The organism is Streptomyces lydicus (assembly GCF_004125265.1).
Classification (GTDB): domain Bacteria; phylum Actinomycetota; class Actinomycetes; order Streptomycetales; family Streptomycetaceae; genus Streptomyces; species Streptomyces lydicus_C.
This window is the reverse complement of record NZ_RDTE01000003.1, coordinates 4,686,290-4,698,495: the sequence shown is the minus strand read 5'-3', so window position 1 is coordinate 4,698,495 and position 12,206 is coordinate 4,686,290. Positions and strand designations below refer to the sequence as shown.

General features: G+C 73.4%; 11 protein-coding genes. 4 read left to right on the top strand and 7 right to left on the bottom strand.

Annotated elements, in window-relative coordinates:
• Positions 1 to 166 precede the first annotated feature (166 nt).
• The 3 genes from D9V36_RS23025 to D9V36_RS23015 form a co-directional block, all read right to left on the bottom strand.
• On the bottom strand, positions 167 to 1,729 hold the full coding sequence (locus D9V36_RS23025; RefSeq protein ID WP_241720992.1) for an alpha/beta hydrolase: 1,563 nt from the start codon (positions 1,727 to 1,729) through the stop codon (positions 167 to 169).
• A 129-nt stretch (positions 1,730 to 1,858) separates the two neighbouring features.
• Positions 1,859 to 2,599, bottom strand: coding sequence for a PP2C family protein-serine/threonine phosphatase (locus D9V36_RS23020; protein WP_129295448.1), 741 nt, complete (start codon positions 2,597 to 2,599; stop codon positions 1,859 to 1,861).
• 177 nt (positions 2,600 to 2,776) lie between these two features.
• Positions 2,777 to 3,955 (bottom strand): site-2 protease family protein, encoded by a 1,179-nt coding sequence (locus D9V36_RS23015; RefSeq protein WP_129295447.1) that lies wholly within the window; start codon positions 3,953 to 3,955, stop codon positions 2,777 to 2,779.
• 197 nt (positions 3,956 to 4,152) lie between these two features.
• Here D9V36_RS23015 and D9V36_RS23010 point away from each other — a divergent pair, with 197 nt between their 5' ends.
• Together D9V36_RS23010 and D9V36_RS23005 are read left to right on the top strand one after the other, a co-directional pair.
• Complete coding sequence (locus D9V36_RS23010; protein WP_129295446.1) at positions 4,153 to 4,440, top strand: hypothetical protein; 288 nt, start codon at positions 4,153 to 4,155, stop codon at positions 4,438 to 4,440.
• A 208-nt stretch (positions 4,441 to 4,648) separates the two neighbouring features.
• Positions 4,649 to 5,047, top strand: a complete 399-nt coding sequence (locus D9V36_RS23005; RefSeq protein WP_129298617.1) for a hypothetical protein — start codon at positions 4,649 to 4,651, stop codon at positions 5,045 to 5,047.
• Positions 5,048 to 5,366: 319 nt separating this feature from the next.
• Here D9V36_RS23005 and D9V36_RS23000 read toward each other — a convergent pair whose 3' ends face one another.
• The 3 genes from D9V36_RS23000 to D9V36_RS22990 form a co-directional block, all read right to left on the bottom strand.
• On the bottom strand, positions 5,367 to 5,735 hold the full coding sequence (locus tag D9V36_RS23000; RefSeq protein ID WP_347239725.1) for a hypothetical protein: 369 nt from the start codon (positions 5,733 to 5,735) through the stop codon (positions 5,367 to 5,369).
• A gap of 169 nt (positions 5,736 to 5,904) precedes the next feature.
• Complete coding sequence (locus D9V36_RS22995) at positions 5,905 to 6,585, bottom strand: transglycosylase family protein (RefSeq protein WP_129295444.1); 681 nt, start codon at positions 6,583 to 6,585, stop codon at positions 5,905 to 5,907.
• A 345-nt stretch (positions 6,586 to 6,930) separates the two neighbouring features.
• Positions 6,931 to 7,707 carry a 4-phosphopantetheinyl transferase family protein gene (locus D9V36_RS22990; RefSeq protein WP_129295443.1) on the bottom strand — a complete coding sequence of 259 codons (777 nt, stop codon included), beginning with the start codon at positions 7,705 to 7,707 and terminating at the stop codon, positions 6,931 to 6,933.
• 362 nt (positions 7,708 to 8,069) lie between these two features.
• Between D9V36_RS22990 and D9V36_RS22985 the strand changes: the two genes are divergently transcribed.
• Positions 8,070 to 9,242 carry a sensor histidine kinase gene (locus D9V36_RS22985; RefSeq protein WP_129295442.1) on the top strand — a complete coding sequence of 391 codons (1,173 nt, stop codon included), beginning with the start codon at positions 8,070 to 8,072 and terminating at the stop codon, positions 9,240 to 9,242.
• Positions 9,243 to 9,366: 124 nt separating this feature from the next.
• Positions 9,367 to 10,155, top strand: a complete 789-nt coding sequence (locus D9V36_RS22975; RefSeq protein ID WP_241721343.1) for a response regulator — start codon at positions 9,367 to 9,369, stop codon at positions 10,153 to 10,155.
• Positions 10,156 to 10,208: 53 nt separating this feature from the next.
• Here the strand turns inward: D9V36_RS22975 and D9V36_RS22970 are convergent, their stop codons facing one another.
• Positions 10,209 to 12,194 (bottom strand): FAD/NAD(P)-binding protein, encoded by a 1,986-nt coding sequence (locus D9V36_RS22970; RefSeq protein WP_129295441.1) that lies wholly within the window; start codon positions 12,192 to 12,194, stop codon positions 10,209 to 10,211.
• Positions 12,195 to 12,206 lie beyond the last annotated feature (12 nt).

The window sequence follows — 12,206 nt, the reverse complement described above, 5'->3', positions numbered from 1 at the left end:
CAACCTAGACGCGGCGCCGCCCCGCACGGCGCACACCGCCGGACATGTCGCCCGTCCGCGTCAGGGGGAGGCCTCCCTAGAGGTCCCCGGGGAGGTTTCCCCAGGGGCCCGCCGGTCTCCCCAGGGGCCCGCCGTCACCGGCACCGGCCCCGTCGCGGGCCCCGGCTCAGTCGGAGCAGTACGCGTCCCGCTCCGGGCGCCGCCCCGCCGTCAGGAAGGCGGTGACCGCCCGGTCCCCGCAGGCGGTGCCGTTGCCGAGGTAGGCCTCGTGGCCGATGTGGTCCAGGGTGACCAGGCGGGCCCTGCCGCCCAGGGCCTGACGCATCTTCAGGGCACCGGAGTACGGCGTGGCGGGGTCCCGGCGGTTCTGGAGCATCAGGATGTTGGACGGGCCGTCGGCGGTGATCCGCGTGGGCTTCTGTGCCGGTGCGTCCTTCCAGAAGGCGCAGGGCGTGATGTTCGCCGGCATCCCGGCCGTGAGCGGGTGCCGGACACGGTCGACGGCCACCGCGCGCCGGTAGACGGCGGCCGACGCCGGCCAGCGCACGTCGTTGCAGACGGTCGCCAGCATCGCCGCGGCCTGGTCATCCGGCATCGGCCCGGCGAGGGCATCGGGCAGCACCGGCCGGGCGGCCGGGTCCTGGGCCTGCCGGACGAGCCGGGCCAGCTGAGGGAAGCGGCTGCCGCCCTGCAGGGCGTTGAGCAGGGCCTGGCGCAGCAGGTTGCCGGTCAGCGGGACGCCCTTCGTCGCGGACTCCTTCGGCGCCCGGTCCAGCTTCGCCGCCAGCGCGAGGAACAACGGCCGTACGTCCTGGGGGCGTTCGGCCAGCCGCAGCCCCTCGCTCTCCCGGGCGGGGTCCGCCGCCCAGGCCGCGAAGTCGGGGAACCCGTCGTCCACGCCCACCGACACATTCGCCAGCCACCCCCGCCCCACCCTGGACGGGTCGGGGTCGCCGCTGCTGTCCAGCACCCAGCGGTCGGTGTGCTGCGGGTACTTCTGCGCGTACACCGCCCCGGGGTAGACCCCGTACGAGGCGGCCCAGGCCGACAGTTTCTCCTCGCCCAGGGCCTGGCGGAGGCGGTCGATATCGCGCACCTCGTTCGCGGTGGACATGCTGCGCAGCACGGCACCGCCGTGACGGGTGCAGGCCTCGGCGATCCGCCGGGACCGGGCGGTGTTCTCCGTGATGCCGCCGTCCGGCGCGGGCCAGGACCGCAGGGCGACCAGCTGCCGGTCGCCGGCGTCGAGTCCGCAGCCCGCCTTCGCACTGCCGCCCGTCCCCCGGGGATCGAAGCTGACGAGGTCGTAGGCCCCGGCCATCTCCTTCTCCAGCGCCTTCCCCTTCGCCACCAGCCGCGCCACCCCGGATCCGCCAGGACCGCCGGGTATCACCAGCAGCGTGCCCCGGCGGGCCGCCGGCCGGTCGCTGCGCACCCGGGACACGGCGAGGGCGAGCTGCGGCCCGTCCGGGTCGCGGTAGTCGAGCGGTACGGGCAGTTCGGCGCACTCCTGCCCGGGAAGGCCGGGCTCGGCGCACGGCCCCCAGGCGAGGGCGGGCCCCGCGGCGCCGGGGGCGCGGGCCGCGGCGCCGGGAGACTGGGCACGGGCCGCCGGGGAGAGAGCGGCCAGGGTGCCGGCGACGGCCGTGGCGGAGAGGGTGAGCACCAGGGCGCGGCGGGCGTGTGCCGTCAGGTGAGTCGTACGGTGGGTCGTCCGGTAAGTCGTCATGGGGGAACTGTTGTTGGGCGGCGGCCCGGCGCCCATCCGGCTGCCGGGAGACGCGTGCTGGGGTTATCCCGAGAGCGGGCCGCCCGCCCCCGGCCGGGTCCCGCCGTACGCCCTCGACCGGGCCCCGCCTCACTCCCCGACAGTGATCAGCGCCAGCGTGATGTTGTCGGGCCCGCCCGCCTCGATGGCGGCCTTCCACAGTTCGAAGACGGCCCGGCCGCCGGAGTGGAGCCGCAGCAGACCGCCCACCTCCTCCTCGGGGACGGGGTCGGTCAGCCCGTCGCTGCACACCAGATAGCGGTCGCCCACGGACAGCGGCGCGGTCGTGAGGTGCGGGACGACGGCGCTGAACTGCCGGGCGCCGCCGAGCGCTTGGGTGAGGAGCGAGGTGGTGCGCCGTCCCGGCCACAGCGGTGGGCTGTCGTCCACGCTCACCTGGCGCAGGCCGTCGCCGGCCGCCTCGAAGACCCGGCTGTCACCGACGTTGAAGACCAGTACGGACTTCTCCAGGACGACCACACCGGCGACCGTGGTGCCCATGGTGGTCAGCTCCGGGTCCCGCTCGGCCGCCGCGTACACCGCACGGTTGCAGACGTCCACGGCTTCCCGCACCGCCCCCTCGCCCTCCAGCGAAGGGCCCAGCGCGGCCAGCTCCCGGACGACCAGTGCGCTGGCCACCTCCCCGCCCGGCTGACCGCCGATCCCGTCGGCGACCGCGACGACCAGCGGGGTGCCGAGCGGGAACACCAGCGTCTGCGGGTTCTCGGTCACCGTGCCGCAGAGCGTCCAGGGCCCGGCCACCAGGCTGTCCTCGTTGTGCTCGCGGATCAGCCCGGTGTGGCTCAGGGCGGTCACGGTGAGGTAGGGCATGGGCCGGCTCCGGTGCTCCGGTGCTCCGCTACGGCGGGCCGTCCTCCCCCGTGCCCGCCGTACGTCCATTGTGGCCACCCGGCCCCCTCGGTCGCCCGTCGAGGACATCGGCGGCGGGGTGTGCCGTCCGGTCAGCCGGTCCGGCGCCGCTGCGTCAGCCGTCGGCCCGCCCGTCTGTCAGCCCGTCTGTCCGCCCCTCCCCCAGTCGGTCTGTCCGCCCGTCTGCCCGCCCGTCCGCCTCCCGCTCAGCGTGGTCCGCTGCATCATCCGGACGATGTCCTTCCCGGTGACGATCCCCACCAGGTGCCCTGCGTCCACGACGAGGAGGCGCGCGCCGGTACGCAGGCTGATCTTGTCGAGCGCGTCGCTCAGCAGATCGTCCGGAGCGGCGACCGCGCACTGGGACAGCGGGGTCGCCGCCTCGCGTACCCGCACCGTCTCCCGGCTCGGTCCTGGCACCGCCGCGAGCCGGCGGAGCTGCACGATGCCGCTGGGGCGGCCGTCGAAGTCGAGCAGCGGCAGCACGGAGTGGCGGGAGTGCACGACCACCTCGTCGATGAAGCGCTGGACGGTCAGCCAGTCGGCGCCGGTCGCCACCGGGCTGGTCATGGCCTCGGCGACCCGCACCCCCCGCAGTGCGGTGTGCAGGGCGGCCCGGCGCCGCTCCGCCCCGGCGACGACCATGACGAAGAGGCCGATGAAGACGATCCACAGCCCGCCAGGTGCGCCGCGCAGTACGGAGATCCAGCCGGCGGCCACCAGCAGCACCCCCATGATCTGACCGCCCCGGGACGCCGCCAGATCCGCCCGGTCCCGGTCCCCGGTGCGCCACCACAGCACCGCCTGCACCACCCGCCCACCGTCCAGCGGCACCGCGGGCAGCAGATTGAACACGCCCAGGAAGAGGTTCGCCCAGCCCAGCCACGCCAGGACGACGGAGGGCACCGCCCAGCCGGACAGCCCGTGCAGCCCGAAGCCGGCCCCGAGCGCGATGCCGCCGATGACCAGGCTGGTGAGCGGCCCGCTGACGGCCACCGCGAAGGCCGCGCGGGCGGACTGCGGCCGCCCCATCCGGGTCGTACCGCCCAGCGCCCACAGCGTCACGTCCTGGACGGAGATCTTCTTCCGCAGCGCGGTCGCCGCATGCGCCGTCTCGTGCAGCAGCAGGCTGCCCATGAGCAGCACGGCCCCGATGACACCGGCCAGGGCGTAGACAGTGTCCGAGCGGCCCGGCGTCCAGACGGGCAGGCCCTGATGGCCGAGTCCGTACGCGAACAGGCCCACCAGCAGCGGCACGCTCCAGTGCATGCGCAGCGGCACCCCGACCACCTGTCCGACACGGACCGAGCCGTTCATCGTCGTCTCCTGCCGGCCCGGCGCCCGCTCCCCGGGAGCAGGCCGTGACGGCCCGCACTCCGTGAACCGGCCGATCCGGCGCCCACCCCCATTGTCGCGCGCACCGCCCGCGCGGGAGGTGCGCGCGCGGCACGAAAGGACTGCCGGTCGCAGGGGTGGCACGCTGGTGGTACGGACCGATTCGCCGGAGGTGCGTCATGGGACATCGCCACCACTTCCACCTGGACCAGGGTGATCACTCGATCACCGTGAATGTCGGGCCCGGCCGGACCGGGGAGATCGAGCTGCTGGTCGACGGCAAGGTGGTCGCGTACCGGAAGGAACACAGCGCCGGCATGAACGTGCTGACCGGCGAACTCCCCGAAGAGCCCGCCCACCCCTTCCGGGTCCTGCTGCGCCAGCCGCACCTGGTCCCCTCCATGCCCCGCTGCACGCTGGAGCTGGACGGTGTGGAGCAGCCCATGCCGGAGCGGCTGGTGCTGTAGAGGGCCGTGGGCACCCCCGTCGCCGGCGTGCCCGCGCACACGTCTTCGCCTCCCCGGAAACGCTCGCGAATTGTTGGGCCACCCGGCTGATTGTGGCCGACGAGCGTTTTACTCTTCGCGGGTTGAAGGGGGCTGCGGGACGGCAACGGCAGCACGATACGTCTGGCATCAGAAGGACGAATCGGCGAGGAGCGACGTGAGAAGAATTGTGCAGGCGGGAAGTATCGTCGGGGCGTGCGGGCTGGTGCTGTTCGGCAGCGGGATGGCCCGTGCGCAGACCGTTCCGGGCGAGTCCCTGCTCTCGGCCGTGGCAGGCGCCGATGTCGGCACCGTGACCGGCATGGTCTCCGGGGTGGTCTGCAACAACCGCCTCGCGGACTTCAACTACAAGTCCCCGGTGTTCAAGTCCCCGCACCCCTGCATCAACGGGCCGGTGCACAGCGGCAACAGCCTCAACAGCGGCAACTTCCTCAACCACGGCAACCCCAACAACAGCGGCAATATCCACAACACCAACGGGTCCACCAACAGCGCGAACTCCGCCACCGGTGCATCGGCGGGCAGCAGCAACAACATCCAGCGCATCCTCGGAGGCTTCCTGCACTGAGCGGGCCTGACCGAGCGGGCCCGACCGAGCGGGCCATGACCTCCTGAGGACGACTGCGGCCACGGCCCGCGCGCCGTCCATCGATCGCCCGGCGGACCGTCCGCCGGGCGATCGTCGTGTACGGGCGCGGCGGCCCGGGAAGGGAACGCCGCCGCACCCGCCTCCGTACTCACTGCCGTACCACCGCCGCTCATCCGCCGCACACCCCTCCGGCCCCGGACGAGCCGGAGCCGGAGGAGTGGTTCAAGGCCGGATCAGGGCCGGATCAGGACCGGGTCGGGTCCGGATCAGGACCGGGTCGGTCCGGATCAGATCCGGGTCACAACTGCTGCTTGCCGCCGCGGCCGATGTGCTGGATGTCGTTGCTGGTCTTGTTCTCGGCTCCGGTGGTGCCGCCGGCGTCGTCGTTGGTGTTGCCGTTGACGTTGGTCGGGCTGCCGCTGTCGGTGTTGTTGCCTGACAGGTGGACATTCTGCGAGTTGCTGACGTTTCCGCTGTTCAGCGGGCCGTTGATGCAGATCCTTGCCCGGTTGCGGCAGCTGAAGCCGGCGTGGAAGCTGGCCACCGTGTCGCTGTTCCACACCCCGTCGAGGCCGTACGGCCCCCCGTCCCATGCCTGGGCGGGCGCCGCCCCGGCCGCCAGGAGCAGGCCGCAAGCTCCTGCGATCACGAAATTGACGCGTGCCATGTTCTTCACTGTGTGCTCCTGCACCTCGCGGTTGGGTACCCGCGGACTTGCTATCGGGCCTTCTCCCATCCGCCAAGCCTGAGCAACGGCCCGTCCCACGCATTCACTCTGACCGAGCAGCGGATTCACCGTGACGGCTCTCTCCGTCGCCGGCACGAACCGCCGCGACTCACCTCCGCAGCCGCAGCCGCTGTCCGGGGTAGATGCGGTCCGGGCCCTGGTCGAGCGCATGCTTGTTCAGGACGTAGAGGCCTTTGGTGCCGCCCCGGGTGTGGGCGCGTTCGGCGATGTCGGAAAGGCAGTCGCCACGGTGCACGACATAGCTGCGGGCCTTGGTGGCGATGCGCGCGCGGTGGGCGCGCGGAGCGGGGGCCCGGTCGGCAGCGGGGGCACTGTCGGCCGCGGGAATCCGGTCGGCCGCGGCGGTCTGCCGGTCGGCTGACGTCTGCCGGTCGGCGGGGGCGGAGCTGCCGGCGGAACCGTTCGTGGCGCCTGCGCAGTTGGGCCAGGCGGACAGGCCGCGGTCCCGGGCGATGCGCTCACCGACGGCGATCTGCTCGGCGCGGGTGGCGAGGTCGGCACGTGGGGCGTAGCGGAGGCCGCCGTAGGCACGCCAGGTGGCGGGGTCGATCTGCAGGCCGCCGTGGTAGCCGTTGCCGGTGTTGATGTGCCAGCGGCCGTTGCTCTCACAGGCGGCGATGCGCTCCCAGTCGGGTCCCGGCGGGCCGAAGGGCTGCCCGGCGGCCGCCGCGGCCGGGCCGGTGAGACCGGCCAGGCCCGCGACGCCCAGGAGGACCAGCAGCACGAGCAGGAGCCTTTCGGCGGACCGTTTGGCGAGGGGCGACGGCATGACGGGAATCCTCCGCTGTGCTCCGGCAACGCCGTGACGCGGTACTCGCCACGACCGGTGGGCACGCACCAACTAACCCGGCAATATGGTTTTCCGGGGTCCCGGGGAGTGCGACATGCAGGTGTTTCACCCGGGTGGGCGCTAAGCGAGCCCCCCTCGCATCGGCACGGCCCTTTGGCCCGTGACCGGGGATTCCGGGGATTCTGCCGCCCATTTCCGCGCCGTCGCCTTACGTCAAACCCGCCAAGGCGGTCAAGGCGGTCAAGGCCGTCAAGGTCCGAATTCCGGCCAGCCGCGGCAATTCCGGTCCGCCGCCCTTGCCGCCGCCCCCGCAGAAACGGGCATTTACCTGACCGAATAGGCGAAGGACGGGGTGAGGGCGAGGGGTTCCGGGGTGGCGACGGCGAACTCGTAGGAGGCGGAGAAGGTGAAGTTCCTTACCAGAACGGGGACTTCCAGACCCTGCGGACCCGGGACGAGGACCGTGCCGCGGTCGCCGGGGAAACCGGCCTCGATGCGTTCGGGAGCGAGGGACAGACCGCCGCCGACGGCCTGCAGCGCGGCATCCTTGCGGACCCAGTAACGCGTGACGAGGCGTTCCCGCTCGGCGGCCGGGCGCCCGGCCGCGGTGCGGGCCTCCTGGTCCGTCAGCACCTCGTACGGGGTGTGCGGCAAGGACGCTCCGGGGCGGACGGACTCCACCGAGAAGCCCATCTGACGGGCGTCCTCACCGCAGGCCACGATCAGCAGGCCGCGGGTCGCGTACAACTCCCAGTGGCAGGCGGCGGCCATCGCGGCGCTCACCCGGTCGGGGAGGCGGGCCAGCAGCCGGCCGCGGGACGCGGCGTCGAGGCTGGCCCGGGAGTGGCCGTTGAGGTCCGGGCAGCTGTCGGGGGACAGCGCCGTTCCCGGTCCGTGGGGAGGGGTGGATCCTACGGGGACGACGAAGAGCGGGACGGGTGTGGACCGGATGTCCGGGCGATCGGGAGCAGATGCGGGTGCGGGTGCCGGTGCGGCCGCGAGCGGCGTTGGGCGGTTCCGTCCCGGGTGCTGCCAGTGGTGCCCAACGCCCAGGTCAAGGGGCTCCGGACAGAGTTCGAGAAGAGCGGCGTTCGTTTCCACGTACTTTCCGTCCTCCACAGTTGAGCGGTGCCTGGGCCGTACTGGGTGAGTGACGGCCCGTCGAACAGTTCTTCTCTCCCCCTTTTTCGCCTACATCGATCGATACAGACAGCTCAAGGTTTGCAGATCCTCCGGAACCTTCGAGTCATCCCTCTTGCTGATGTACGGCTACATACTTCGATGTACGAGAGACGGAACCAAATTCGGGCGCCAGGGCCAGGAGAACGGGCAGCGCACGGAAGTACTGTCCTCGTGTGTGGTTACGTCCTTTCACCAGTACGCACGCGCGCCACCGCCCCGTACCGCTCCGTGACCTCAGATTGGCGGTCGGTTTCTTTGCCGGCTGTCTGATTCTGTATGTCGTGGGCGGCTCACAGGTGAGGGGGGGCGACATCCCCGCCTGGCAGGCCGTCCTGCCGGTCGTCGTGCTGTGCGCCGCGACCGCCCTGCGCAGTGCCCGGCCGGCTCCCGCCGTCGCCGTCGGCACCCTCACCGTCATCGTGGAGACCATGTCCAGCGGCGGTCTGGGCCCGGTCCTCATCTACACCGATCTGCTCTATGCGGCCGCGCTGTACGGCGCCCCCTGGCTGTGCCGGCTGCTGCAGACCGGGAGCGTCACGGCCACCCTCGCCACCACCGTGGTCCTCGTCCTCACCGGCGACCGCTCGGAGGGGGTGACGACCGGCGTCATCGTCGCGCTGCTGCTCATCTCCCCGGTGTGGACGGGGGTGTTGATACGCAACCACAAGGAGCGGGCGGACACCGAACGGCAGCGCGCCGCGCAGATCAACCGGCTGGCGGAGCTGGACCGCAAGACCGTACTGCAGACCGAACGCACCCGGATGGCCCGTGAGCTGCACGATCTGGTGGCCAACCACCTCAGCGCCATCGCCATTCACTCCAGCGCCGTGCTCTCGCTCGCCGGGGCGAAGGGGGAGAAGGGGGAGAAGGACGGCGCCGCCGAGGAGGAGGGTGCGGAGGAGGATCCGGTACTGCGGGCGCTCGCGGTGATCCGCGAGAACAGTGTGCAGGGGCTGGCCGAAATGCGGCGGATGGTGGTGCTGTTGCGCTCCGACCGCGGGGTGGACGACGACTGGGACCGGCCCCAGCTGAACGCGCTGGGGTCGCTCGTCGAACAGGCCAGGCCGGCCGCCGACGCGGCGGCGCTCACCCTGCACACCGAGTTCCCCGAGCACTTCCCCGAAGTGTCCTCGGTGATCGAGGTGACGGCGTACCGCATCGTGCAGGAGGCACTGACCAATGTCCTCAAGCACGCCTCGGCGGGGCGGGTGCACATCCGCTGCGAGACCGGCGCCGGGCAGCTGACCCTCTCGGTCGACAGCCCGCTGACCCGCCCCGACGGCCGGGCCCGGCAGCGCCCCGTGGCGCAGCTGACCACCGGAGCGGGCGCCGGCCTCGCCGGAATGTCCGAACGGGCCGCACTGGTCGGCGGCATCTTCGACGCGGGACCCGACCGCACCGCCCCCGGACGCTGGCGGGTGCGGGCCGTGCTCCCGCTGACACAGCACTCCTGACTCCTAGCGGACGAGAAGCGGACGAGCAGCGGACGAGCAGCGGACGAGAAAGGTGGCACAGCCAGTGGAGCAGACGGCGGAGGAGCCGGTGGAGGGGTTAATGGCGGGGCTGGTGGACGGGCTGGTGGAGGAGCCGGCGGCGGGCGAACGGAGGGGCGGGCCGGCGGATGCGCCGGGCCACGCCCCGGCGGGCAGGCCGGAGGAGATACGGCCGGAGGAGATACGGCCCGAGGACATACGGCCCGAGCGCATACGGGTGCTGGTGGCCGACGACCAGGCCGCGGTGCGCTCCGGGCTGGTGCTGGTGCTGCAGACCGACCCGGGCATCACGGTGGTCGGCGAGGCCGGCGACGGCGTGGCGGCGGTCCGGATGGCCGCCGAGCTCCGGCCCGATGTGGTCCTGATGGACGTCCAGATGCCGCAGCTCAACGGGGTCGCCGCCACCCGCAGGATCGTGGAGCGCGGGCTCGCCGAGGTGCTGGTGCTGACCACCTTCGACCTCAACGAGTACATCTTCGGGGCGCTACGGGCCGGCGCCGGCGGCTTCATCCTCAAGAACGCCGAGCCTGCCGTACTGGTCAGCGCGGTAAGGGAGGTGGCGCACGGGGACGGCTTTCTCACCCCCGCCATCGCCCGGCGCCTGATCACCGAGTTCGCCGGCCGCCCCCCGGTGGCCGGCCCCACCCTCCCGGCGGGCGCCGCACAGTCCCTCGACACCCTCACCAAACGGGAGTTGGAGGTACTGGCCTGTATAGCCCGCGGCCTGGCCAACAGCGCCATCGCCGAAACCCTCCACCTCGCGGAGGGCACCGTGAAAACACACACCAGCCGGATCCTGTCGAAACTCAACCTGCGCAGCCGGGTACAGGCCGCGATCCTGGCCCAACAGCACGGGATCGCGCTGCGGGGGTGAGGAGTGGGGAGGGGGCCGGGCGGGGGCGGCCCCCTGGGCCGGGCGGCCCGCGGTCAGCCGTCGGCGAGCAGGGCGCGGGCGATCGCGTCGTTCTGGCGGAAGTAGACGGCGTTGGTGTGCGGGCGGGGGAACTGGGCCGGTCCGGCGATGGTCCGGTCGTGGTGCACGGTGCCGGTCGAGTCGACGGGGTGCAGGTCCGCGCCGGACAGCCGCAGCATGCCGGCCGCGTCGTCCCCGGGCCGCTCCTGGACCAGTTCGCCGCGGGACAGCAGGGCGCGCAGCAGGGGATCGGTCACCCGGTCGGGGTCGGGCGCCGCCAGCCGGGCGTCGAGGAGGATGTCCGCCTCGTACCCGGTGCCGGGGAGGGCGGGGCTGGTCGCGCGGAAGACGGCGCGGCGCGGGGCGCTCTCCGAGGCCCGGTCTTCGGGTAAGGCCTCGTCCCCGGGCACGTCCCCGCCTCCGGGCACGTCCCCGCCTCCTGGCACGCCCCCGTCCCCGGGCACGGGCGACACCCGCATCCCAGGGCCCACGAACGTCACCACGCCCGCTTCGGCCAGTGCCAGCAGCTGCTCGGCGCGCAGCGGCGGCGGGCCCGAGCTGAGGTAGGTGCCGAGTGCGAAGTGGTCCAGTGCCTCCGCCAGTTGGCCGGCGGACAGCTCGCCGGAGCGCCACAGCTCCTCGATGACCGCGCCGGCCAGCCGCAGGCCGTCGACCAGGGCGGTGGCGACACCGCTCGCGGGGCCCGTGCGGCGGCGCAGCTCCTCGGCGAGCAGGCCGCGCAGCCGGTGCTGGAGGTCGTCGGGGCCGGCGAACCGCAGGCCGGCCAGCGGGTCGGCCAGCCGGGCCAGGTCGAGGCGGTCGGCGGGGTCGGGCACCGCCTCGCGGGCGAGTTTGGCCAGCCGGTCGGCGTCGGGGTGCAGCAGGGCGTACTGGGCGTCGAAGTCCGGCCAGCTCATACGGGTACGGGCGGGCTGCCCGGCGAAGAGGGCGCGGTAGTGGCACCAGCCCAGTTCCGCCACCACCAGCGGCCACACCTCGCCGCCGAAGGAGGCGCCGGGCCGGGACAGCACGGCCCGGCAGGCGTCGACGGTGGCGAAGCGCGGGGCGGCGGGGGCAGTCGGAGTGGCGGTGACTGCCGGGGCTGCCGGGGCTGCCAGGGCTGCCGGGGCGGTGGTGCCTGCCGGGGCGCTGGCTGCCCGGGGGCCGGCCGGTGGCGCGTACGCCGGTTTGGGCGGCAGGGGGACGCCGCGCCGGGAGCCCGCGTACAGCCGGGGCTCGCGCCCGGACGGCAGATAGCGCAGTGGCCCGCCGGGGGCGGGGCGGACGAAACGGCCGCCGCGGCCCTCCGTCAGCAGCGCCAGGCAGTCGATGAAGACCAGGCCCAGGCCGCGGACCAGGACCCGGGCGCCGGGCGGGACGGCCGCCAGCGCCGCCGGGTCGGCGGGGCCGGGGCCGATCCGGGTCAGGCCGGCCGGTGCGGGGGCGGCGAGGGTGTCCGTATGGCCCTGGGCGAACACCACCCGGTCGGCGAGGAAGGGCGGTTGGCCGGAGTCGAGGATCACCTGCTGGCGTCCCCGCCCGCCCGGTGCCGCCCCGGCGGGCGTGCGCCGCAGATCGACCGCCCGCGCCCGGTGGACGTACAGCCGCACCGAGGCGGGCCGCTCGCGGGTGACGGTCTCGAAGAAGTGCCGCAGATACCGGCCCTGGTCGCGGCGGGCGGCGTAGGCACCGTCGTGCAGCGGGGCGTCGAGCCAGCCGGCGGTGGTGGGGCCGGGGCGCGGCGGGCCGGCGCACTCCACGCTCTCGTCGGGGTACATCGTGACCTGCTCGGCGGCGGAGTTCATCCACAGCAGACCGGGCTGGTCGGTGCGCCAGGTGCGGCCCGCGCCCGGTGGGTACGGGTCGACGATGTGCAGGTCCAGGGGCCGGTCGCCGTACAGGGCGGGGACGTTGGCGAGGATCCGCTCGACGATCGAGGCGCCGCGCGGTCCGCAGCCGATCAGGCACAGGGAGCGGGCCGGGCCCACCGGGTCGTTCACCTGGCCTCCGTC

Excerpts from the sequence above, each read along its gene's own strand:
- D9V36_RS23025 (WP_241720992.1), bottom strand. The coding sequence starts at position 1,729 with ATGACGACTTACCGGACGACCCACCGTACGACTCACCTGACGGCACAC.
- D9V36_RS23020 (WP_129295448.1), bottom strand. The coding sequence starts at position 2,599 with ATGCCCTACCTCACCGTGACCGCCCTGAGCCACACCGGGCTGATCCGC.
- D9V36_RS23015 (WP_129295447.1), bottom strand. The coding sequence starts at position 3,955 with ATGAACGGCTCGGTCCGTGTCGGACAGGTGGTCGGGGTGCCGCTGCGC.
- D9V36_RS23010 (WP_129295446.1), top strand. The coding sequence starts at position 4,153 with ATGGGACATCGCCACCACTTCCACCTGGACCAGGGTGATCACTCGATC.
- D9V36_RS23000 (WP_347239725.1), bottom strand. The coding sequence starts at position 5,735 with ATGGCACGCGTCAATTTCGTGATCGCAGGAGCTTGCGGCCTGCTCCTG.
- D9V36_RS22995 (WP_129295444.1), bottom strand. The coding sequence starts at position 6,585 with ATGCCGTCGCCCCTCGCCAAACGGTCCGCCGAAAGGCTCCTGCTCGTG.